Origin of the sequence: Pedobacter sp. (genome assembly GCF_037719805.1) — a bacterium.
Lineage (GTDB): Bacteria > Bacteroidota > Bacteroidia > Sphingobacteriales > Sphingobacteriaceae > Pedobacter.
The window spans coordinates 1-23,492 of the sequence record NZ_JBBJLZ010000002.1; the positions used below are offsets into that span (position 1 = coordinate 1).

The 23,492-nt window shown below is 41.5% G+C and carries 22 protein-coding genes; 9 read left to right on the forward strand and 13 right to left on the reverse strand.

Annotation, left to right across the window (positions count from 1 at the left end):
- Nucleotides 1-422 precede the first annotated feature (422 nt).
- Nucleotides 423-1,946, reverse strand: a complete 1,524-nt coding sequence (locus tag WKF66_RS05105; protein WP_489674212.1) for a malate:quinone oxidoreductase — start codon at nt 1,944-1,946, stop codon at nt 423-425.
- A 142-nt stretch (nt 1,947-2,088) separates the two neighbouring features.
- Nucleotides 2,089-3,672, reverse strand: coding sequence for a M1 family metallopeptidase (locus WKF66_RS05110; RefSeq protein WP_489673341.1), 1,584 nt, complete (start codon nt 3,670-3,672; stop codon nt 2,089-2,091).
- 117 nt (nt 3,673-3,789) lie between these two features.
- Between WKF66_RS05110 and WKF66_RS05115 the strand changes: the two genes are divergently transcribed.
- The gene (locus WKF66_RS05115; protein WP_489673342.1) at nt 3,790-4,248 is read left to right on the forward strand and encodes a PA2169 family four-helix-bundle protein; all 459 of its coding nucleotides are present in this window, start codon (nt 3,790-3,792) and stop codon (nt 4,246-4,248) included.
- Nucleotides 4,249-4,294: 46 nt separating this feature from the next.
- Here the strand turns inward: WKF66_RS05115 and WKF66_RS05120 are convergent, their stop codons facing one another.
- A complete protein-coding gene (locus WKF66_RS05120; protein WP_489673343.1) occupies nt 4,295-4,489 on the reverse strand; it encodes a KTSC domain-containing protein in 195 nt (64 codons plus the stop codon).
- Nucleotides 4,490-4,608: 119 nt separating this feature from the next.
- Here WKF66_RS05120 and WKF66_RS05125 point away from each other — a divergent pair, with 119 nt between their 5' ends.
- Nucleotides 4,609-5,253: a hypothetical protein gene (locus WKF66_RS05125; RefSeq protein WP_489673344.1), complete on the forward strand. Its 645-nt coding sequence runs from the start codon at nt 4,609-4,611 to the stop codon at nt 5,251-5,253.
- On the opposite strand, the gene WKF66_RS05130 is transcribed toward WKF66_RS05125, so the two are convergent.
- From WKF66_RS05130 to WKF66_RS05150, 5 genes are all read right to left on the reverse strand, one after another.
- Nucleotides 5,250-5,738, reverse strand: coding sequence for a pyridoxamine 5'-phosphate oxidase family protein (locus tag WKF66_RS05130; RefSeq protein ID WP_489673345.1), 489 nt, complete (start codon nt 5,736-5,738; stop codon nt 5,250-5,252). The two genes, WKF66_RS05125 and WKF66_RS05130, sit on opposite strands and share 4 nt — an antisense overlap.
- A gap of 63 nt (nt 5,739-5,801) precedes the next feature.
- Complete coding sequence (locus WKF66_RS05135) at nt 5,802-6,815, reverse strand: carbohydrate kinase family protein (protein WP_489673346.1); 1,014 nt, start codon at nt 6,813-6,815, stop codon at nt 5,802-5,804.
- Nucleotides 6,812-7,390 (reverse strand): D-lyxose/D-mannose family sugar isomerase, encoded by a 579-nt coding sequence (locus WKF66_RS05140; protein WP_489673347.1) that lies wholly within the window; start codon nt 7,388-7,390, stop codon nt 6,812-6,814. The genes WKF66_RS05135 and WKF66_RS05140 overlap by 4 nt, the downstream gene beginning before the upstream one ends.
- 10 nt (nt 7,391-7,400) lie before the next feature.
- Nucleotides 7,401-8,537, reverse strand: coding sequence for a Gfo/Idh/MocA family protein (locus tag WKF66_RS05145; protein WP_489673348.1), 1,137 nt, complete (start codon nt 8,535-8,537; stop codon nt 7,401-7,403).
- Nucleotides 8,537-9,367, reverse strand: coding sequence for a class I fructose-bisphosphate aldolase (locus tag WKF66_RS05150; protein ID WP_489673349.1), 831 nt, complete (start codon nt 9,365-9,367; stop codon nt 8,537-8,539). Before WKF66_RS05150 ends, WKF66_RS05145 begins: the two co-directional genes overlap by 1 nt.
- A gap of 89 nt (nt 9,368-9,456) precedes the next feature.
- Between WKF66_RS05150 and WKF66_RS05155 the strand changes: the two genes are divergently transcribed.
- From WKF66_RS05155 to WKF66_RS05170, 4 genes are all read left to right on the forward strand, one after another.
- Complete coding sequence (locus tag WKF66_RS05155; RefSeq protein ID WP_489673350.1) at nt 9,457-10,173, forward strand: GntR family transcriptional regulator; 717 nt, start codon at nt 9,457-9,459, stop codon at nt 10,171-10,173.
- A gap of 22 nt (nt 10,174-10,195) precedes the next feature.
- The gene (locus WKF66_RS05160) at nt 10,196-11,530 is read left to right on the forward strand and encodes a murein hydrolase activator EnvC family protein (RefSeq protein WP_489673351.1); all 1,335 of its coding nucleotides are present in this window, start codon (nt 10,196-10,198) and stop codon (nt 11,528-11,530) included.
- A 66-nt stretch (nt 11,531-11,596) separates the two neighbouring features.
- Entirely contained in the window at nt 11,597-12,226 is a 630-nt protein-coding gene (locus WKF66_RS05165) for a hypothetical protein (RefSeq protein ID WP_489673352.1), read from the forward strand.
- Nucleotides 12,227-12,240: 14 nt separating this feature from the next.
- On the forward strand, nt 12,241-12,672 hold the full coding sequence (locus WKF66_RS05170; protein ID WP_489673353.1) for an EamA family transporter: 432 nt from the start codon (nt 12,241-12,243) through the stop codon (nt 12,670-12,672).
- A gap of 10 nt (nt 12,673-12,682) precedes the next feature.
- On the opposite strand, the gene WKF66_RS05175 is transcribed toward WKF66_RS05170, so the two are convergent.
- Both WKF66_RS05175 and xth read right to left on the reverse strand, forming a co-directional pair.
- Nucleotides 12,683-14,401 (reverse strand): alpha-amylase family protein, encoded by a 1,719-nt coding sequence (locus tag WKF66_RS05175; RefSeq protein ID WP_489673355.1) that lies wholly within the window; start codon nt 14,399-14,401, stop codon nt 12,683-12,685.
- 249 nt (nt 14,402-14,650) lie between these two features.
- Complete coding sequence (gene xth / locus WKF66_RS05180) at nt 14,651-15,424, reverse strand: exodeoxyribonuclease III (RefSeq protein ID WP_489673356.1); 774 nt, start codon at nt 15,422-15,424, stop codon at nt 14,651-14,653.
- 69 nt (nt 15,425-15,493) lie between these two features.
- Here xth and WKF66_RS05185 point away from each other — a divergent pair, with 69 nt between their 5' ends.
- The gene (locus WKF66_RS05185; protein WP_489673357.1) at nt 15,494-17,545 is read left to right on the forward strand and encodes a sensor histidine kinase; all 2,052 of its coding nucleotides are present in this window, start codon (nt 15,494-15,496) and stop codon (nt 17,543-17,545) included.
- Between the two features lie 31 nt (nt 17,546-17,576).
- A complete protein-coding gene (locus WKF66_RS05190) occupies nt 17,577-18,038 on the forward strand; it encodes a DUF4268 domain-containing protein (RefSeq protein WP_489673358.1) in 462 nt (153 codons plus the stop codon).
- Here WKF66_RS05190 and WKF66_RS05195 read toward each other — a convergent pair whose 3' ends face one another.
- Nucleotides 18,039-18,392 (reverse strand): hypothetical protein, encoded by a 354-nt coding sequence (locus WKF66_RS05195; protein WP_489673359.1) that lies wholly within the window; start codon nt 18,390-18,392, stop codon nt 18,039-18,041. It lies immediately after the preceding gene.
- A gap of 95 nt (nt 18,393-18,487) precedes the next feature.
- Here WKF66_RS05195 and WKF66_RS05200 point away from each other — a divergent pair, with 95 nt between their 5' ends.
- The gene (locus WKF66_RS05200; RefSeq protein ID WP_489673360.1) at nt 18,488-20,410 is read left to right on the forward strand and encodes an AAA domain-containing protein; all 1,923 of its coding nucleotides are present in this window, start codon (nt 18,488-18,490) and stop codon (nt 20,408-20,410) included.
- On the opposite strand, the gene WKF66_RS05205 is transcribed toward WKF66_RS05200, so the two are convergent.
- Both WKF66_RS05205 and WKF66_RS05210 read right to left on the reverse strand, forming a co-directional pair.
- On the reverse strand, nt 20,407-22,266 hold the full coding sequence (locus WKF66_RS05205; protein WP_489673361.1) for a glycoside hydrolase family 127 protein: 1,860 nt from the start codon (nt 22,264-22,266) through the stop codon (nt 20,407-20,409). The two genes, WKF66_RS05200 and WKF66_RS05205, sit on opposite strands and share 4 nt — an antisense overlap.
- A 4-nt stretch (nt 22,267-22,270) precedes the next feature.
- A complete protein-coding gene (locus tag WKF66_RS05210) occupies nt 22,271-23,119 on the reverse strand; it encodes a dienelactone hydrolase family protein (protein ID WP_489673362.1) in 849 nt (282 codons plus the stop codon).
- Nucleotides 23,120-23,492 lie beyond the last annotated feature (373 nt).

The following is a 23,492-nucleotide window of genomic DNA, read 5'->3' on the forward strand; positions in this document are numbered from 1 at the left end:
GACATACCATGCGAGGCCAATAAACACGAGGATAACTAATCCAACTAATATTCCGAAAATTCTGAGAGCGATTTTTGACCAACGTGGCATCTTTTGTAGTTTAAGATTAGAGTGTTAACTCTTGGAGGCTCAATCCGTATGCCAATTAATTGACTATCAACTTTTATTCTTGATAGCCAGGGATCCTTAGGATTTCTACCGACTTTATGCGCTTATATGTCCAGATCTTGCTTGGGTCTCGCTTTGGGTGAGGCCACCATGAGGCCACAGTGAGGCCACGGTGAGGCCGCCTTTTACTAGAGAAAAGGTGGCCTCATAGTGGGAGCAGTGTTGCTTTAATGCGCCCTCACCCAGACTCAGTCCAAAGCACAACTAGATCATGCCTATAATGGACAATGCCGAGATCAATTCTTTAAAGAAGATTAGTTAGTCAATTCTGGCGTTTTTAGTCCGAGAGTGTGACTGGTCTGCATTCTAATCTTTGCAGTCAGATCCGCATCATCACTTAAGGATTGTCCGTAGGAAGGGATCATCTGCTTTAATTTTGCCTGCCATTCGGGTTTGTTAATATATTCAGGAAAGCAACGCTCCATAAGCGTGATCATGATGGAAACCGCTGTTGAAGCACCTGGCGATGCGCCTAGCAATGCAGCGATACTACCGTCTGCAGCAGTCACAACCTCTGTTCCGAACTCAAGGATACCTCCATGCTTTTCATCTTTTTTAATTACCTGAACGCGTTGACCAGCAGTTTCTAACTCCCAGTCTTCCAATTTCGCTGTTGGAAGGTATTCACGAAGTGCTTTCAGCCTATCTTCGGGAGACTGTCTTACCTGGTCAATTAAGTATTTAGTAAGCTGCAAGTTGTCCAAACCGGCAGCAATCATCGGTCTGATATTATTTACTTTAATAGATAATGGCAAGTCCATTAAGGATCCATGCTTTAAGAAACGGGTAGAAAACCCAGCATAAGGGCCAAAAAGCAATGCTTTCTTTCCATCAATCATCCTGGTATCTAGGTGCGGTACAGACATTGGTGGAGCACCTACAGAGGCTTTTCCGTAGACCTTCGCATTGTGATGCGCTATTACTTCAGGATTAATGCATTTCAACCACTGTCCACTTACAGGAAAGCCTCCGAAACCTTTACCTTCAGGAATATTTGATTTTTCCAATAATGGAAGGGATCCACCACCTGCGCCGATAAAGACAAACTTAGCTTTGACCAGTCGTTTAGCGCCGGTTGTCTCATTTTTTACCTTAACCTCCCACAAATTGTTCTTCTGGTGAAGTTGTCTTACCTCATGGTCGAAATGAAGATTGATTGCTTCAGATTCTTTTAAGTAGTTAAACATCATTCTGGTAAGGGATCCGAAATTAACGTCTGTTCCCAGTTCCATTCTCGTAGCAGCAAGTGACTCCTCATTAGACCGGCCTTCCATCACTACGGGCATCCACTCTTGTAATTGAGCTGGATCTTCCGAATATTCCATTTCTTTGAACAAAACGCACTCCTGAAGTTTGTCGTACCTGGTCTTAAGAAACTTTACATTTCCTTCCCCCCATACAAAGCTCATGTGAGGTATACTTTTTATAAATGTTTCAGGTGAATCAACTAATTTACTTTTTACCAGGAATGACCAAAATTGTTTCGATACCTCAAACGATTCTGCAATTGCTACTGCTTTGTCAGTCTCAACTGTACCATCGGGTTTTTCAGGTGTGTAATTTAATTCACAAAAAGCGGAGTGACCGGTACCAGCGTTGTTCCAGGCGTCAGAACTTTCTGCGGCAGCAACATCCAGCCGTTCAAATATTTCAATACTAAGGTCCGGCTGTAATTCTTTTAATAATACACCCAGGGTTGCGCTCATGATGCCAGCGCCGATCAATATTACATCAACAGTTTGTTCCGAATTACTATTTGTAAAGGTCATTTCTGAAATTTTGTGCGAAAATACAAATCCTAAACAAATTCTGAGCCTAAACAGGAGTCCAAATCATTTTTGTTACAGTCTTAATTGAGCATATTGCATTAATCAGACGAACTAGATATTTGTGACCAGAGTGAGCAGTCGTACAACCAAATTATTTGAATTGCCCTGTCTTATTTAACAGCTCAAAGTACTTGGTAAGATCCAGACCAAGCGACTTTTCAAATGATGCCTTAAGATCTTCAGGCTGTGGGTGCTTGTTTTTCCAGGTCGCAAAATAAAGTTTGAAGGCTTTATCAATTTTTTCAGTCCCAACCTGCGACTCTAATAAATATAACCACAGGGCAGTTTTTACATAGGAGATTAGCGCATACTCATTGGAGGATTTAAACTTTTCTGACGGGGTTTCGATTGGAGAGTCCATTGGAATCTCAATCATGGCACCATACAAACTGGCCAGGAAGTCTTTAGCGGGCAACGCTTTAATATTAGCAGGGATCGCAGCTTCACCGAAAACAGAGTTCGTCCGATATTTTTCAGCCTCATACCTGAACTCAAAAAATGAGTTTAAGCCTTCGTCAAGCCAGGTATGTTGTCGCTCGTTACTTCCCAACATGCTCATAAACCAATTATGGCCCACTTCATGCGCAATAACAGCATCCAGGCTTTCCACTTTGGCATCCGGACTGGTGATCAATGTGATTGTTGGGTATTCCATGCCACCGCTGGCATTGTTTTTCGGACCTTCAACGACCTGTACGACAGGATATTCATATTCGCCGACCCAATTGCTGTATCTTTTGACTGCGTCTTTAGTATAATCGATGCTGTTGTTCCAAATCGTACCTGGCTTATTGTGGTAGTAGTTGAACGCTTCAACTACTTTACCAGAGGCAAGCTTTAGAGTGTCATATTGAATTACAAAGTTCTTATCTGCAAACCAGGCAAAATCAGGAACGCTATTCATTAAATAAGTCAACTTTTTAGTGGCCGATTTGCTTTTAGGAACATACAAAGCAGGCTTTCCAGTCCTGTTTTTAACGTTTAGCGTACCGGTACTTTTATATTGCGCGAGCTCAGATTCTGTTTGAAGAACCCCTGTGGCTCCAACGATATAAGCAGAAGGAACAGTTATATTGACCTTAAATGATGAGTAGTCGCTATAAAATTCACCCATGTCAAGGTAAGGAAATTCATGCCAACCAGTTTTGTCGAAGACTGCTGGTTTTGGATACCATTGCGTGACCATAAACTCACCATCAGCATGACCTGAACGGGAGAAGTAGGAAGGCAACTTAACATTGAAGTCTGTTGCTATTGCTACGGAGTCTCCGGGCTTAAGGGGCTCTGCCAGATTAACCTTAATAATGTCAATATATTGAGGGTTAGGATGTGGCTCGACAATAGCCTTTTTACCATTGACGGTAAAATTCAGACCGCTGATGCTTCCGTATTCATACTTATCCAATTTAGTTACACGGGACGTGTCATTCTTTATTTGCTGAAATAGTGCTGTTGATTCGTTCTTATAGGCATTAGGCCAAATATGAAACCATATAAAGCTAAGCGTACTGGGCGAGTTATTTTTGTAGACCAGGCGCTCGCTTCCGATTACAGATTTGTTTTTATCATTTAATGTGGCATCGATCTCATACGTTACATGTTGCTGCCAGTAGTTGTCCTGAGCGGACAGAATATTGCTGATTAAGCTCAACAAAAGGAGTAGTTTAAACTTCATAGGGGATAATATATTTATTTAACTCCATATCGAGAAATTTGTTTCATACGCGTATTGATTTCAAAAAACTTTTCTAAAAGAACCTTGTTGTTCACTTACATCAAAAAACCTAATAAAATGGAAACTACAAGTGTAAATAAAGAGATCTTAAATGATCTAATCGAGATCAACAATGACAGAGTAGCTGGTTACCAGAAAGCAATCGATGAACTTGAGGACGGTGATGCAGATTTAAAAACCTTATTTGCTGAGATGATTGGACAAAGTCACAAGCATAAGGCAACTTTGGTACAAGAGATTCAGGTTTTAGGCGGAGACGCTGAAACTGGAACTACCAATTCTGGAAAGATTTACAGAGCTTGGATGGATGTTAAAGCCATATTTACTGGCCATGACAGAAAAACAGTACTTAACAATTGTGAATTTGGAGAAGATGCAGCACAAACTGCCTATAAAACCGCACTAGCGTCAGACGGTCTGTCTGCTGATCTTAGAGCAACGATCACGGAGCAGAAAGCAGATTTGAGAACCTCGCATGATAAAATCAAAATGTTGAGAGATTCTACAGCAAGCTAAATTTCGTTAACAGATATGGAAAGGCCGGCTAATATAGCTGGCCTTTTTATTTTGGTTCAAACTCGTACTTTCCTTTTATCATCTCGTTTAGAAACTTTCCCTTTGATTTTGCAGCTCTCATGCTAATATAGACATTATACGGCACTTCTTTATAAACATATACGCTACCTGAGGTGTAGACAATTGTTAAATTATTACTTTCCGGATTATAAGACATCTTAGCTACTACTGATGATGGCATAAGTTCAATTTGTTCTACTAAACACGCTCATTTGTATTCTGTTTATCAAATCTTTAGCACAGGCATACCAACTCGTGATTAATTACGTAAATTGTATAAACACATAAACGCTAATCAATATGAAAACATTTTTTAAAAGTACGGTGGTAGCATTGCTTACAACTTGTGCGCTCATTAGTTCTTGTTCCAACACTAAGTTGCTTAGTTCCTATGTTTCACCCAACTCTAAACTTAATAAGAGCAGCAAGGTGCTTGTAATGGCAATGATGGGGGATCAGGATAAGAAGCTAAGGGCCAATATGGAAAAGATCATGGTTCAGAACCTTCAGGCCAGAGGCATTAATGCAGGCTCTGCAATTGAACAGTTTGGTGGCGATTCATTAAAATCACTTGATGAAAAGACGGCCATGAAGAAAATTAAAGACAAAGGCTTTGATGGCGCCTTTACGATAGCTTTGTTAGATAAGACGAAAGAATCGACGTATAAACATGGAAGAATGGCAATAGCCCCATATCCTTATAGATTCTGGGGCTATTATAACAATTACTATAGCAACTTTTATGGTAGGGTTTACATCCCTGGTTATTACTCAGATGATAACAAGTTTATATTGGAAGGAAGCGTTTACAGCCTAGATTCCGATAAACTACTTTATTCTGCAAAGACTAAAACATTTAATCCAAGTAGTCCGCAGTCGTTAGCTTCAGAATTCACAAAAAAGTTGCTAAACGATATGTATAAGAATGGCGTAATAGCAGATTAAAAGCTAATCTTGTCGTGCTTACCCTCATCAAAGGTGGTACCGGTAACAATTGCCTTAAGCATATTAAATGCCACAACCATCTTTGATGAGCTGCTATCCCAATACTCCGCAGATGTAGGCTCAACCTTGATAAGGATTAATTTTGGATCTTCTGCACCTTCAGGAAACCATGCTTTTATCGCTGGCGAAAAATACGCTTCTTTCAGCGACTGATCATCCACAAGCTCAGCTTTACCATTTACTGAAATATACGTATTATTTGAGGGATCGCTATAGCCTAACGTAACTTGATTTTCTTTAGAGATTTCTTTCGTTTTCAAAGAATATTCGTTCGTGAAAAACCAGATGCTTCCTGCTTCATCTACTTTTGCAGTACCCATTGGTCTGCTGGAAAACTCATCAGTATCAGATAAAGTGGTGAACATGCATATTCGCACGTCTTCTGTCATTTTTTTTAATAAAGCGATATTTTCTTCAGTTTTCATAGCTCTCAGTTATTATTTCCTGATAAACACTGACTATAGCCTTTTGTTTTATAACCAGGCGTCTTAGAGGCTTTGTCGATATCCGTATATCGCGGCTAAGCTCAGGCATTCTTTCGAACTTAAAACTCCATCTGATGACGTTGAAGAAAATAAACTTGATGCTGCAGCGCCCACTCCTAATTGCAGGCTCTTCTCCATCGACTGTTCATTGTGAATTCCCATTAACACACCGGCCGCGAAGGCGTCTCCCGCACCAACAGAGCCAATCAGCAGATGTTCAGGGACGTTAATGCTCGATTGAAAAAGAACTTGTTTGGTGTTACTTACTGCGACCGCACCGGCTGGAAAATGCACAATCACCCACCTTTTAACACCCATAGTGATGATCTTTAAGGCAGCTTGCTCGCAAAGATCCTTACTGGCCTTTCCGGTTACAGATGTGGTTATTCCCGTTATCATACTGGCTTCATACTCATTTAAAAAAAGATAATCTATATATGGCAGCGCAGGTGGAATCAAAGTACTAAAGCGATCAGAGTTCTCACTGACAACGTCTACAGAGGTAATAAAGCCTGACTTAATCGCAGCCTTAAGTACTTTGGCGGCTCTGGTTAAACCGTCAGCCTCCAATCGGTCCAGCTGATCAAGCAGTAACAGATACCCCAGATGAAACACCCTGGCATTAGAACTTGCAAAATTAAAGTCATTGATGTCAAGGTATGCATTAGCACCCCGCTGATGAAAGAAGGTCCGCTTCCCGTTGGACTTCACAGTCATGACATCAGTGTAAGAGGTATGGGCCGTTGAAGTCTTTCGAATTTGAGTGGTATCGATCCCCATCGTTTTGCAGTCGTTAATGATATAATCACCACGTTCATCATCTCCGACAAGTCCAAGCCCGCTTAACGGAAAATCTGCCTGCAGTTTTACAAGATCTTTCAGGATGTTATATGCAGATCCACCATTGCTTAGGCATTCAGATACTATAGTCACTAACTTCTCCTCCTCCGGAAAGGTGTCAATAGTCTTCACCTGGTCGATGATCCAGTTACCGCCAACTAATATTCCGTTTCTCAATTTTCTGTTTCACTAAGTAATTTAACGATCCTTAATTCATCTTCGACAATCTCCGTATACCTGCCAATCTCCTGATTTGAAAAGAAATTGTCATTAAGATCGTCGTTTGCGGTAGAGACCTCCCCGATGATACATTCATCTGAATCAGGATAAAACTCATGCCATACGCCCGGTTCGATGGTCACCCTGCTCCCGGCTTGCAGTGTGATCTTTTCGCCTGAAGAGATGGTCTGGATGTTACCGTTGATTTTAATACGCAATCTTTCTTCCGACTTTTGTATCTGAGGATCTTGATCCCAAAGTTGGACTACCAGTGCACCTGTTCTGCAAATAATATCTTCTTTTTTCTTTCGATGTGTATGAGCAGGAGTAACCTGAGCCCTAACCGCATACATTAGTTTTTCACAATACTCTTCTTCTTCAGCTAGATTAACTAGTACAAGTCCACATTGCATGAAAGATCCTAAGCCAAAATCTGTAACATCCCACTTAGGATTGGGTGGAAGCGTCCAGCAATTCTTGTTAAAAAACAGGTCTGCGTCTTGTATGACCTTATTAATTTCCGATCGTTTCATCCTGTTGCGTTTAATGGTATGTAATTGTTTCAAGACTGCTGGCAGCCTCGGATTTTAAAGCGGCATCAAATAAATAGTGACTGGCAACGGCTTCCTGAGGAGTCACGCATCCAAATTTCCTTTCTAACTTTCCAGCTCGTTCTGCAAAATAAGAAGCAAGCATTTGCAGGAAGCAATCTGCAAATCCCGCTTCAAAAATGCCACCTGTAATGGTTGGAAAAGCAATTTCTTTAGATCCAAGATCTGTTCTTTGCCAGTGCTGCTCTCCATTTTGAAGAGTAAAGGTCCACAGTGCCTTGGTATCTTTAGTACTATACTTAACGCCTCCATTGGTGCCTAAGATCTCTATATACCAGGTATTGGTTTCTCCCGGAGAGATCCGTTTCATCTCAAAAGTTATTGGCACAGTATTGCCATCGATTAACACTTCGCTGTGTAGAGAAGCGTTGTTCCAGGTGTCACATAAGGCTACACCCCCTTTGCCGTCTGGCCTTTCTGTTATTATTTTTTGAAGCTGGGCATAAACTTTAGCTGGCTTCCATCCTAAACGCAAGGGTATATGTAACACATGCATACCAAGATCACCCATTACCCCTATTACACCGCAGTATTTGTTTTGACGTTTCCAATTAATCGGCTTTAGTCGATCGAGATCACTGGAATGCAAAAAACCCGCCTTTACTTCAATAATTTCGCCAAGCCTTCCAGACTTAACTTCTTTAATGACACGTTGCGGTCCGGGCAAAAACGGCAACTCCGAGCTACATCTCACAAAACGTCCAAGACGTGTTGCACATTCTTCAATCTCGATCGCAGCTTGAAGGTCTATGCCAAATGGCTTTTCAGCCAACAAATCTTTACCAGATTCTAACACCTCAATATAATATTCTTTATGCAAATTGTGTGGCAAAGCCACGTAAACAACATCAATTGCGGCATCTGCCAGCAGCTCCTTATAATTAGTTGTAAGTAACCGAACCGTAGGGACTTTTCGATACCATTCGAGAACATCGTCACTCAAGTCACAAACTGCGACGAGTTCAATTTCTACTGGAAAATCATTTAACACAAACCATCGTCCAAAGGCACTTGCTGCCTCCTTACCCATTAAACCACCACCGATGATTCCAACATTGACCTTTTCCATCACTGTATATATTTGAAAGCCTGCTCTGCTGTAGCATGATCATGAACGATAGACATTAATGCTTTTGTCATCCCTGCCGGATTATGGTGTTGGATTACATTACGGCCGTAGACAATCCCCCGGATACCTTGCTGCATCAGTCCATAAGTTCTCTCTAAGATCTCCTGATCACTCGCTTTACCGCCACCTCTAACTAATACAGGGATATTGCCGGCAATTTCTACCACCCGGTGATAGTCATCTATAGTATTGGTCGGATCAGCTTTAATGATGTCAGCACCTAACTCTACGCCTTGTCTTACCAGCGAAACAATTTTACCCAGGTCGCCATCGACCATATAACCACCAGCAGCACTATTTTTCTGGAATACCAGCGGTTCTATCATCAGTGGCATGCAATACTGTTCACACAGGGGTTTTATTTTTAAAATGTTTTGTATGCATTGATCCATAACTTCGGGCTCGTTTGGAATACTGAACAAATTAACGACTACACAAGCCGCGTCCAGACCTACTGCCTGCTCGACCGGATGTTCGATCATTCTACTGAATAATTTAGCAGGCAATTCTTTACCGTAAACGTTTGCTACATCTGTTCTCAATACAAGGGAAGGCTTTTGACGCCCGGGTATCGATTGAAGGTAATGTGCCTGGCCTATAGTTAATTGAATAGCATCTGGAGCAGCTTCCACGAGCGTGTTCACGGCTTGTTGTATATTTTCAATACCGCTGAGGAAAGAATGCTCATTGAAGAAGCCATGATCAATAGCAACATCGAAGCAATTACCCGATTGACTGTTGAAGAGTCTGTTTAACTTATAGGTTTTCATAACCAAATATATATTTTACAACTTGTATACACAAGTACAAACCTGAGGAAATATTTTATATTTGTTTAACCTACCTAAGACGCTACCCAATGATCAGAAGAGATACGATTCCACTTTATAAAAAGGTTATAGATGACTTAAAAAAGTCAATTGATGATTCTAAATATATAAAAGGTGATCTGCTTCCGTCGGAGAATGATTTATGCAAAACCTATAACACAACGAGGGTGACCATCCGCCAGGCGCTTTCAGGACTTACAAACATGGGTTACATCACCAGGAAGCATGGAAAAGGAAGTATTGTAACGGAGCCAAAAAGAGGCTTGGGGATTCTTTCTTTTTCCGGAGTAACTGCTGGCATTGGAAACCAGACGCTAACTACACAAATCTTACAGAAACAAACGAAACAACACTGGCCGCTTGACTTCTTTTATGAATTAAATGAGGTTGAATTAAAAAAAGGCTGTTTGTACTTTACCAGACTAAGACAAATTGATAACATCCCGGTTTTGTATGAAGAAACCTATATCACTAATTTGAACCTTCCACGGTTTATCAGTAAGAATCTCGAAAATGTATCACTCTTTAAGACCATCAAAGAACATTACAATATTGACATTGCAACCGGAGAGCAAAAGATATGGGCAGTAAATGGGGATAAGCAAGTGAGTAAATTACTGAATGTTAAGATTGCCGAGCCATTGGTTCATATGAAGAGGAGGCTGCAAACTAATGTAAAAGATCTCAACATTTATTCTTCCATTTATTGCAACACCCAAGAATACTTCTTACAGGATTATTTCTGATAATTTTGATACTTTTGCGGCAATGAAGCTAACAAAACCGCTGTGCGCCTTGCTGACTCTAATTCTATGTGGAATTCTGGCGTTCGGACAAAGCAACCCCGCAGCACTAAGAAAGAAGAAAGAACAGTTGCAGCGGGAAATAGATCAGCTTCAGAGAAATGCGAACAAAGCAGCAAGCAACAAGAATCTAACCATCAAGCAAATTGCTGATCTGAATAAGAAGATCTCTTTGATGCAAGAAAAAATGGATGTCATCAATTCTGAGATGCGATCACTCGATCAGGAAATCCATAAAAATTCAAAGACGGTAAATAACCTTCATGGGCAATTAAGCGAGCTTAAGAAGGAGTATGCAAGCATGATTCGCTTTGCTCAAAAGAACCAGAACTCCTATACAAAAATGATGTTTATTTTTGCTTCCAGCGACTTTCATCAGGCTTACATGAGGATGAAGTACCTCCGGCAATTTGGTGATTATCGCAAAAAACAAGCTGGATTCATTGAAGGGAAAGAGAAAGACCTAAAATACAAGATCGTTATCCTCGATAAGAATCTGAGAGAGAAAGGTAGTCTGATGAAGGAGCAGGAATCAGAAAAGACCAAGCTAGGGCAAAGTAAACAAGAGCAAGATCAGGCACTTAATAAGTATAGTGCGGAAGAAAAGAAATTCCGTCAGGGTATCGTTGAACGAAGAAAGAAGCAAACCGTAATAGACGGTCAGATTCGTGCGGCGATCCTGAGAGACATTGCTATTGCTAAGAGAAAGGCTGAGGAGGCCGCACGGCTCGAATTGGCCAGGAAGAAAGCAGCTGCAGAAAGAGAGCGAATTGCACAGGCCAAGTTAAGAGCCGCAGAGGTGGCGAAAGCTAAGGCGGCCAACAAACCAATTCCAGCAGCTCCTGTAGCGACAAAAAAGGAACCAGAAGCGGAGCGCCCGACTACGGTACCTACGGTTTTAACTAAACTATCTTCCGACTTCGAAAGAAACAGAGGTTCATTACCAAGGCCTGTAGCAGGCAGAATAACTGAAGGGTTTGGAAAGCATAACGAAGGGCAGGCGGTCTATTATAACGATGGGATTAATCTTGAACCTGACGAAAATGCCGCAGTTCATGCCGTCTTCGATGGAACAGTAAAACAAGTGGCGAGTCCTTATGGAAAATATTACGTCCTAATTAGTCACGGTTTATATTATACCGTTTATCATAATCTGAAATCAGTGAGTGTGTCTGTCGGCGAAAAAGTAAGCACAAATCAAGCGATCGGAGTTGTTGCAAATGAAGCGGGTAAACCTCATTTACAATTTCAGATATGGAAAGGCCTTAAGGCTCAAAATCCTGCAGGCTGGATTAGATAGTTCATTAAACAACTGTCCGTAATTATTGTTAAGCTAATTTGTAAACCCCTCTTAAGGCAAGCGATTATGAGCAACAATGAAAGCGATGATCTTGGCAAGACACACGTTCCAGACCAGACAGTTGGTTCTTCGATAAATGCAAGTTCAGAAGAAACTTTGTCCACTATGGAAGAAGCGATTTCTCATTATGCTATGGTTAAGCAACGGTTGCTTAATGTAAATAGGTGGTTTGAATATGCGATGCTTCCCCTATCGTCTTTTAAGCTTTTCGACCATTCAGGAAGAGTAGTTGAAAGGCAAGCGATTGAAGGCGATTACATCAGAATCGATATTCCCGGCCCTGGAACAAAAGCAGGTCAAGGGTATGATTGGGTAGTCATCGAGACTATACTAGAGGAGAACGACCCAGATGCTGCCGTTATCAGCATGACCGTCAGGCCCTCGGTTCATCCTTTAAGCGACAATCAGAATACGGCACACTTTCTAACTGATGTCGCCAGCTCAACCTTTCAGGTTAAAAGATCGGGACTTCTTGTTCTCGCTGAACAACATGGCCGCAATGAGATGCCTAACAGGGACACGGCTAATACCTTCGATAATATTAGAAATACCGTGGTTGGCTGGAGTGCTATGCTTGGGTTCGCTTATCCGCAATGGAAGGGTTTAGTAAAAGGTTTGATTAAAAAGGCTAACTAATAAATTAATAATATATGTGGATTTTATACGCCGTACTTGCCGCACTATCTGCTGCATTAGTTATTTTTCTTACTAAGCTTGGTCTAAAAAACGTTGACCCCAGTCTAGCTTTTGCTATTCAAGCCGTTCTTATCCTGTCCATAACCTGGTCCGTAGTTTTTTATCAGGGCAATCACACCACTATCAAAGAGATCGAAGGCAAAGCATGGCTCGTTCTGTTACTCGCTGGCGTGCTGACTACGCTTTCCACGTTATTATCATATAAAGCTTTAACCATGGGTCCGGCCTCTTTTATTGTTACAATAGAGCGTACATCCCTCCTTTTCACCATAGTGCTGTCAGTAATATTTCTTAAAGAAAAATTAACATGGCAACTAATGGTAGGTGGAGCCCTGATTTTATCAGGCGCTATACTTATCGCTTTGTCAAGCGGAAACGGCAAGTAAATTTCACTTATTACTGAAGCGCGAACCACTGGTAACCGTATCCATCTATATTAAAGCTATTGTTCTTCGGTTGTGGTTGTTCACCTGGGATCAAAGGCACAATTCGCTTTTTGGATTCATTGAAGGGTGTGAGCGAAACCTCCTCAGGCTTCTCACTAAAATTGTTTACCGCTATTAACACTTTATCTCCATAAGTGTATTTGATAACAAAAACCTTCGATTTCGTTTTAAGAACCTCCCACTCCCCTAAACCAATTTCCGGATGCTCCCTTCTTAGCTTTACCATTTGTTTAATAAACGTTAATAATGAATGAGCGTCTTTCTCTTCCTTAGCCACATTAACTTTATTATAGGCATACTTACCAATGCTAATTACCGGCCTGAAAAGTTTAGATGAGGACGAAAATCCAGCGTTACTACTGGTATCCCACTGCATGGGCGTTCGCACAGACAGTCGTTCCTTAAGTGTCAAGTCATCTCCCATACCCAATTCTTCTCCATACCGGATTACAGGCGCCCCTGGCAAAGATAGCAACAGACTGTATGCCATCTTTATCTTTAAAGGATCTTGGAGCATTGGTGCCAGACGACGCCTAATGCCACGATCATACAGTTGCATATTCGCCTCAGGTCCAAATTCATCATATACCTTGTTACGTTCGGACTTGGATAACCGTCCCAGATCAATTTCATCATGATTTCTTAGAAAGAAGGCCCATTGCGATGATCCCGGTTTCTCTCTAAATTCCTCTAATGCTTTAGCGAAAGGCTTCGGATCTTGCAGGGCTAAACCATAAAACAAGTACTGATTTGCGTAAAAATTGAACATCATTTGAAGTCGGTCTCCGTTCTCTCCAAAGAAATCCCGGTTCTCTTCCGCACTTACGTTAGCCTCTCCTAATAACACTGCGTCAGGCTTGATTGCTTTAATTGAATCCCTGAACATAGTAAGTATGTCAAACATGGGATCTGCGGATTTGCCTTGTGCATTTGGAACATCTATAATAAATGGCACAGCATCTAATCTAAAACCGTCCACGCCTTTACCGAGCCAATATTTTAGCACTTTGACTGCCTCTTGTTGTACATCCTTGTTTTTATAATTCAGGTCTGGCTGAAAATCGTAAAACCTATGAAAATAATAATGCTTGGCGATGTCATCCCAAGTCCAGGTTTCTGTTTGCACTCCGGGGAAAACCATACCTTTATCGAAATCTTTAGGCTGTTCCTTAGACCATACGTACCATGAATTAAACTTCGAAGTTGTGTCTGACCGTGCTGCCTGATACCATTTGTGATCGATCGAAGTGTGGTTAAGCACAACATCCATGATCACCTTTATATTCCTCTTTTTGGCTTCCTGCATAAATTTAGAGAAATCCTTTTCCTTACCCAGGCGGCTATCAATACCGTAATAGTCAGTAACGTCATAACCGTCATCATTGTCAGGCGTTGGCTGGAACGGAGATAACCAGATGACATCAACACCCAGTTCTTTTAAGTAATCAAGCTGCCAGGTGAGACCTTTAAAATCTCCGGTACCGTCACCATCACTATCTTTAAAGGCATCAACATCTACGTTATAGATGAAAGGATTTCGGTACCATGTGATCTCACTTTTTTTTGTTTGCCCTTGGGACTTTGGCTGATCTTCTGTACACCCAAGCGTTGTAGCAGCAACCCACAATCCTAAACATAGGTATCGGAGATTCAAGAGAGTTTTCTTCATGTATGTACTGATTTTCCTTGTTAACAATATTTTATTAGAAATTGTTGCTGTAAACTAAATGCCTGTAATCAAAAATTCTTTCTCGCTGGAATTGAGCCCTTTGAGACACTCTATGAGATTTAAAACAAAAAATACTTGTCTACACAAGAGAAGTACCTTATATTTGCCTCGAGAGCGTTAATTTAAACGGGGGATTTTGGTCTTTAGGGACTATGCCCCCGTTTTCTTTTGCCTGCTATCGGCTAAATATCAATCTTTGATTTCGATCCAAACCGGACAGTGGTCACTACTTTTCTCCCAACCTCTAACATCACGATTGACACCAGCTGCGAGAAGACGTTTATCCAATATTGGATTTAGTAAAAAATGATCTATGCGAAGTCCGGCATCACGAGCATATGCATTTCTAAAGTAGTCATAGAATGTGTAGATCGTCTCCGTGGGATATAGTTTTCGTATGGCGTCTGTCCAGCCTAATGCCACCAGATTGTGGAAGGCTTCCCGCACTTCTGGTCTGAACAAAGCGTCATCCACCCAACGTTCGGGTTTATAGACATCATTTTCTGTTGGCATAACATTATAATCTCCTACCAGGACAATTGGCAAATCATAAGTAAGCAACTCTTTGGCATGTTGGGCCAGGCGATTGAACCAAGCCATCTTGTAATCCAACTTGGGACCTGGCGCTGGATTTCCATTCGGTAAATACAGACAACCGATAATTATACCGCCAACAAACGCCTCAATGTAACGGCTGTGCAAATCCTCTTCATCTCCTGGCAAACCTCTCCTGGTTTCTTTGATCTCTAAACCCCGGGCCAGGATTGCAACACCATTCCAACTTTTTTGGCCCTGCCATATGGCGTTGTAACCTGCTTCTTTAATAGCTTGCTCTGGAAATTTCTCCTGCGGTGCTTTTAACTCCTGTAAACAAACAATATCAGGCTTTTCTTGCTCAAGCCATCTAAGTAAAACAGGAAGCCTGCCGTTTACACCGTTAACATTGTAAGTTGCTATCTTCATAAATTAAATCTAATAAAAATCAGGCCATATGTTTTTTAAAATTTACAGAAAACATCGTACTTTAGTTAGATGGCAGTGGTTGAACATACTCAAAATCAGAATCATCCGTTCCTACAGGGCGGTGGTGAGACAGGAGAAGCCCTACGTTCCTTTGATTGGTCGGCTTCAAAATTAGGTGAGCCACATACCTGGCAACAAAGCCTTAAAACTACTGTGGGTATTGTATTGAATGCGAAGTTCCCTATGCTACTCATCTGGGGTGAGGACCTGATCTGCTTTCATAACGACGCTTTTCTTTTAATTGCGAATGATTGGGCTACAAGTTCTTTAAATGCAGTGCCAACAGGGGGTTCAGTGTGGCAGGAAAGCTGGGCAAAAATTGAGCCTGGCGTCATGAAAGTAATGAACGGAGGCGATGCGGCCTGGAAAGAAGATGAATTGCTGTCGGCGTATCGCAAGGGGAAGCTCGAAGATATCTATGTCACATTGAGCTATAATCCAGTTCATGACGAAAGGGGTCAAATTGCCGGTGTTTTGATCATTTTTAATGAAACAACAAAAAAGGTACTTCAGCAGAAGAAAATCAAAGAAAACGAACGGAATCTAAGATTGATCATTTTACAGGCTCCAGTTGCTATCGCAATCTTCCGGGGGCCTGACCACATTGTAGAGATCGTAAACTCGAGAGCCCTGGAACTTTGGGGCCGTAAGTCTGCAGATGTATTCAACAAACCTATTTTAAAAGCTATACCTGAATTGAAAGCGCAGGGTTTTATCAACCTATTGGATCTTATCTATCTAAGTGGTGATCCATTTGTAGCTACAGAGTTACCTATGAATATTCAGCGGAAAGATACCATCGAAACGGTGTATTTCAACTTCGTATATGAGCCTTTATTTGATTTGGAAGGCAATATTAACGGTCTTATCTCGATTGGCACGGAGGTGTCGGAGCAGGTTCGAACACGACATCAGATAGAGGAAACAGCAGAAGAGTTACAAGCCATTAATGAAGAAATGCGCTTCTCAAATCAGGAGCTCGCATTGTCAAACGAACGGTTGGAACGTGCGGAGGAGATGCTGCGGCTTTCCATAGAGGCAGCCGAGGCCGCTACTTGGCATATGGAACTTGGAACTAAACAGTTTCTCGCATCAAACAGGCTTAAGGAACTATTTGGACTCTCATCGCAGGTTGAGTTTACCTATGAAGAAATCGTCGATAGAATACCGGAAGATCATCGGGAACTGGTTAAGATGGCGCTAGAGGAGGCACTCCATGCTGGAAAAGCTTATCACATGGAGCATCCTATCCTTGGCTTCGACGGAAAGAAAAGATGGATCAGGGCATTAGGGAAGATTTATCCTTCAAAAGGAGTTCAGCAAGGACACTTTTCTGGATTAGTCATAGACATCACAGAGGAAAAAGAAAACGAGCTGCGCAAAAATGACTTTATTGGAATGGTAAGCCATGAGCTTAAAACGCCGCTAACCTCGGTAATGGGGTATACCCAACTTCTTATGACTAAAGCTGAAACCAGCAATGACAGTTTTGCTCAAGGTGTTTTGAAAAAGACAAACCTCCAGGTTAAGAAGATGAGCTCAATGATAAATGGCTTTCTTAATCTTTCCAGGTTGGAATCTGGAAAGATTCTTATTGAAAAACAGTATTTTGATATAGACGAACTGGTAAAAGAAATTATTGAAGAGCTTCGCCTCTCTGTTAGCACTCACAATATTGACCTTGCTCATTGCGGTTGTATCCCAGTATTTGCGGACCGGGAAAAAATTGGCTCTGTTGTTTCAAACTTGATAGGAAATGCCATCAAGTATTCCCCAGGCGGTGGCTGCATCGAAGTGCACTGCGCCGTTAAGCAGGATTTTCTTGAAGTGTCTATTTCAGATGAAGGAATTGGCATCAATTCTACCGATCTGGGAAAATTGTTTGATAGATTTTATCGCGTGGAAAACCAAAATACTAAACATATTTCCGGATTTGGAATAGGTCTTTATTTAAGTGCCGAGATCATTCAACGTCACGATGGTAGAATCTGGGCTACCAGCGAGCCTGGTAAGGGATCGGTCTTTTATTTTAGTCTTCCTTTGTTATCACCATGTTTGTAAATTTACCGCGAACCTAAACTCAATTTACATTTTGTATTCAAAAGACGAAGTAGCTACGCTTAAACAAGAATTCTGGACGACTTTCGGTCAATATATGGCATTGGAGACATCGAGTGCAGGACTACGGGTGAATTGGGTTAATTATAAGACCGGCATTAAACATTTATATTTCAAAATGGAAGCCGATGGTAAGAAAGCGCGAATTGGCATAGAAATGAATCATACTGACCTGAGTATGCAAAGCCTTCTATTTGAACAGTTCCAAGAATTTAAAAGCATGTTAAGGGACCACCTGGATGAAGACTGGACATGGGAATTGCACACGACTGATGACTATGGAAAGGCGATATCAAGGATCTCGACCGCAGTTTACGGATTAAGCATATTTAAAAGGGAAGACTGGCCCGCATTGATCAGCTTTTTAAAGCCGCGTTTGTTGGCTTTAGACAACTTTTGGAACGATGCACAAGATAGCTTCGGCTTATTTACTTAATCATTCGTAGCGATCTTCTCCCGTTAAAACGATTTCTGCACTTTCCCAATTCAGAACAAAGTTCAAGAGCATCGAATACACTCCGGTGTAATCCAGTGCAGAACAAACGGAGAATTCATTGATATCATAACTTACTCTGAAGCTGCCCGTCGCTTCAGAATTCATCACCAAACTATTCTCAATGAGCTTAACATTTGAAAGATTTCCTTTGCCATACTCATAATCCAATATCAACGTGTAAAGCACAGTTGAGCCTGACAATACTACTTCCAGACGCTTAGAACTATCATCACTTCCATAAATATCTTTTAAAGACTCTGGAGTTAACGTTATCTTATGAGAATAAGTTATCATGCTGCATATATTAAATAGCTTTAAAACTTTAAACCTACCATTAAACTGCATCTAATTGAAACTGTTTAGTGCAATATGCGTTAGTTTTGCAGTTCATGGACTATTTCGATCAATTAACCCAGCTGCTCAGACTTGAGAAAGACGCAGACCTTAAATCATATCACGATCAGACTGAATCGTCATCGGCGGCTGACAGGCGTTTAAAGGGCCTTTCATGGTATCCAATTGCGATAAGGGGCACTGAGATTGGTAGAGGCGATTACCTGACTATAGAATTAGAACGCACAACACATCAGGATTTAAATCACCAGTTTAGATTTGGATCTTCAGTTGCCTTATTTTCAAACCATGATGAAGGAAACGACCGTATAGAAGGGGTTGTGGCCTATGTGGGTAGCGATAAAATGAAGATCAGCTTAAAAGTCGACGAACTTCCTGATTGGAGCAGACAAGGTAAACTTGGTGTTGATCTTCTATTTGACAATTACACTTATGATGAAATGCAGTTCGCTTTAAAAAAAGCTTCGGCATTATTAACAGATACGTTGGAAGGTGGCAAATTAAAATCACCAGTTATTCCATTATTGAAAGTAATTACCGGTGCTGTTAAGCCTCGTTTTCAACAAGCAAACTATCTTTACGATATCCCTGCCTTGAATGAGAAGCAACAGGAGGCTGTTCGAAGAATTCTTGAAGCAAACGAACTTGCAATTGTACACGGGCCGCCTGGAACAGGTAAGACTACTACCCTTGTTCAAGCGATTAAAGCGCTGATCAAAAGCGATGGAAAACAGATTCTGGTAGTCGCTCCAAGCAATACTGCAGTTGATTTGCTAACTGAAAAACTGGCGGACGAAGGTCTTGAGGTCTTGAGAATCGGAAACCCCACCAGGGTTTCTGAGAAATTGTTGTCGCTAACTATTGATGGCAAAATGGCTGGCCATGAGTCTTTAAAATCTATAAAGAAGTTAAAGAAACAAGCTGCAGAATACAAAAACATGGCGCATAAGTATAAGCGCAACTTTGGTCGTGCGGAGCAAGAGCAACGGAAAGCATTATTTAATGAGGCGCATAAGGTCCTGAAAGAAGCAGACGATATAGAGCAATATATCATAGACCAGCTCTTGACTAAAGCTCAAGTAATATCAGCTACTTTAGTCGGCGCGAATCACCGCTTGGTTAAGGGTATGGAGTTCCACACGGTAATCATTGACGAAGCCGGACAGGCGTTAGAACCGGGCTGCTGGATACCGATCTTGAAAGCTTCGAAACTAGTCCTTGCCGGCGACCATTGTCAGTTGAGTCCTACTATCAAGTCTGCGGAAGCGGCGAGGAAGGGATTAAGCAAAACTTTACTTGAAAAAGTTGTAGCGCTATACCCGGAGGCGGTCGTGTTATTGGAAGAGCAATACAGGATGCATGAGGACATTATGGGCTATTCCTCAGAAGTATTTTACGGAGGTGTACTTAAGGCACATGCGTCAGTAGCAGGTCATTTGCTTTTTCCGGGTGATAAGGCCCTTCAGTTCATCGACACTGCAGGGCGGGGTTTTGAAGAAAGGCTGGAAGGCAGCAGCGTGGCAAACCCCGACGAAGCTAACTTCCTATTGAAACATCTTGCTGACTATATAACTATTTTAAGAACTTATTACGATTTGGAAAAATTTCCAAGCATTGGTGTCATTGCACCTTATCAGGAGCAGGTAAAAATGCTGCGCTCTGGACTGGATTCCAGTGGCATCGCCGCCGAAGTATGTGAAAATATTACCATAAATACAGTAGATAGCTTCCAGGGTCAGGAAAGAGACGTTATCTATTTGAGCCTTACCCGAAGCAATGACGAGCAAGTTATTGGATTTCTGTCAGATATCAGACGAATGAATGTTGCTATGACCAGAGCTAGAAAAAAACTTGTTGTTATTGGAGACAGTGCTACATTGTCTAAACTCGCTTTTTACTCAAATTTTGTCCGATATGCGGACGAAAAACTAAGCTATCACAGCGCCTGGGAATTTTAATTCGTTATTTGGAAACCCTTGGGATCAATTAACTGCGGAAACCAGGTTCTGAATGAAGTAGCGCTGGAATTACCCGCCGAAGCATAGTCACAAAGTGGTACATAATCGGGTTGGTCACCAGATTCCTTGTAGGATTCCGGGCTGAACTTTAACCGGAATTGCATCCAGGTACTTGAGGAACTAACCTCTTCCAAAGCTACATACCCATCAGTGCTTCCAGGACTCACAATTGCAGCCATATTTATTCCTTTTAACGCCTCATCCCTTGCCAATAGAATAGGCCCCCTTAATAGAGCTACATAAGCAGGTTTTTCGCCTAAATAGGTGACTCTTCCACGCATATCAAGTTTTAGTTCTATAACATCGGCGTTGCTCCATTTACGCTTTATGATGTGATATCCAGGACTTATATTTTCGATCGGTATACCATTCAATGTCAAGTGATTAATTTTACTCCATGCAGGAATTCTTATGGCAATAGCAAACGTTTCTGACTTAGCAAGCTTTAATGCTAACTTGATAAACCCGGTTTTTGGGTATTCTGTCTGCTGGGTTACGTCGACCTGTTGACCTTTCGGAGTGGTGGTCTTGAAAATGCCAGCGGCGTAATAGTTAATAAAAATACCACCATCAGCCTTCATGACCATATGTGCAGGGAAATTAAATAGCGCACGTGGACCACTTGCGACGCAACAATTCAGATCCATGCCACACTGACCGGTGCCAGGTAATCTTAACCCAGATAATGGTGTGTACTTTGCCCAGTCGTGTCCGTCTAAACTCATTGAACCAAGCAGCGCATTGTAAAAGCTTTGTTCGGCGGCATCGGCGTACTTTGACTCTCCTGTGAGCCTGAAAAGTTGATGGCATAACTTAATCCAGGTCACAGTAACGCAAGTCTCCTGATAATGGTGTATTGGATCGGTTTGCAAACTCTTCCCTCCAAACCACATCTCTGATGAAGCACCTGAACCAGCCAGATTGATTTCCGTGTCATAAATGTTTTGCCAGGTCATCTCCACAGCTTTTTTGTATTCCACTCTGCCGGTTATTCTATAGAGTTCAAGAAGGCCTTCGTAGCAGGACATCATCTCATAGGCTTTTTGTCCTTGTTCAAATGAATACCAGTTCTTTGGCTTCGGAAAGCGCTTGGCTACATCAATGCTTGCCTTGCTGATCAATTTCGGCCCGTCGGGTCGTTCCCATTGGTCAACAATGTTTGTTGCAAAACTCAGATACTTTTTATCTTTGGTTGCGTTATACAATTTGCAAATTGGCTCAAGGATTGATGAAGCAGCCATGCCACGATAGTTGCCTTTCGTGACTATAATACCATCCGCTTTTTTCAGGTCTGCAATCAAGTTATTGGCTAAATGCTTTGCCGCCTGCAGACTTTTAGTATCTCCTGTTAACTGGTAGTAATCGAGCAAACCCAGCATACAATATTTACGCCCCCAGATATCCCATTCCTGTAATCTCGCCTTCTCAGAATAGTTCCCAATGTAACCATCCGGACTTTGAGTAGCGAGGAGTCCGCTAATAGCATCCTGCAATTTTGCTTTTAAGGCTGGAGTAGGCTGGTACCGGTAAGCAAGCACCGCAGATGTGAACCACTTTCCCCAGAATTCGCTTTGCCACTGACTAGTCTCTTCCCGATGTCGGAAAGGTTCTACCAATATGTTAACATCCTGAAAAAGAATCCGGTTGTCGTAAGACTTTGTTAAACGATTTCCTAAAAAACCTGTAATTGTTTCAGAATCTGCAATACGGAGCTTATCCTGCGCGGTTACTAAAAACGAGGATAAACTTAAACTAACGTAAATAAGTATGCAGATTACTGTGCCTAATTTATTCATGGTTTCATAACACTTTTTTGAATAAGGCAATAGTTCTATCCCAGGCAAGCTTAGCTGCTGCCTCATTATACCTGGTTGGAGAAGTATCATTATTGAAGGCATGGTTTACCCCTTCATATATAAAAACCTTGTAATCAATATTGTTAGCTTTAAGTGCAGCCTCATATGCCGGGATACCTGCATTTATGCGCTCATCAAGGCCACCATAGTGAAGCATCAGGCTGGACTTAATCTTTGGTACGTCTTCAGCCTTGGCCTGCGACCCATAGTAAGCCACTGCAGCCTGCAATTTTGGGTCATTAACGGCAAGCTGATTTGCCATTCCCCCTCCCCAACAAAAACCTATGCATCCTACCCTTCCGTTGCCTTTTTTTAGTGCTCTTAAATATTGAAGGCCATTCAGATAATTTTGGAGATTTTTTGCCGGGTCAAGTTTGCCGATCATTTCTCTACCCTTGTCTTCGTCTGCTGGTGTTCCACCCAAAGGTGATAAGGCATCAACTCCAAGAGCAATAAACCCTGCCGCTGCTACACGTTTTGTAACGTTTATAATGTGGGGATTAAGCCCACGATTCTCATGAATAACCAAAACACTACCCAGCTTCTTTGTTCCTTTCGGAGTTGACAATACTGCCTTCATATCTCCGTCCACACCCGGGTAGGTTACATTTTCTGTACTTACGTTGTCATCTTGCATCATCGCTCCCGAGGCATAATTATTTTCGAGCAACGGCAATATGGTTAAGGCTAAGGCAGTGCTCCCAGTTAGAACCGCAAGCCTTTTCATAAAATCCATTCGGCTTAACGAGGTATGGGTATACTCATCATACAAGTTGATTATTTTCTGATCCATAGTAATTCATGTTTTGATTATACAATATACGTGTAAAAGCGAAGGTTGAAATATTATCTTTTATCATTAAAATCAGGACAATGCTTGTGTCACATTTTTGTGGGAATTTATTTTAAGGAAACAAACTGAAATATCCAACGTTATTGCTGTAGTTTGTTTGGTTTAGGTTAGTCTGTGGTGGACTAACCATCTATTATAACAGGGATATATCTGAAAGGATTATCCCTGTTTTCCTTTAAGAATTTTTTTTCAGTTTTATAAAACCTTTTTGACGTTGGATTCGTTTATATAATCGAGAGCGTTAATTTAACGGGGGTAGGTCGCAAGATTTACCTCCGTTTTTTTTGACCTTAAATCTTATTTAGTCAGGGCG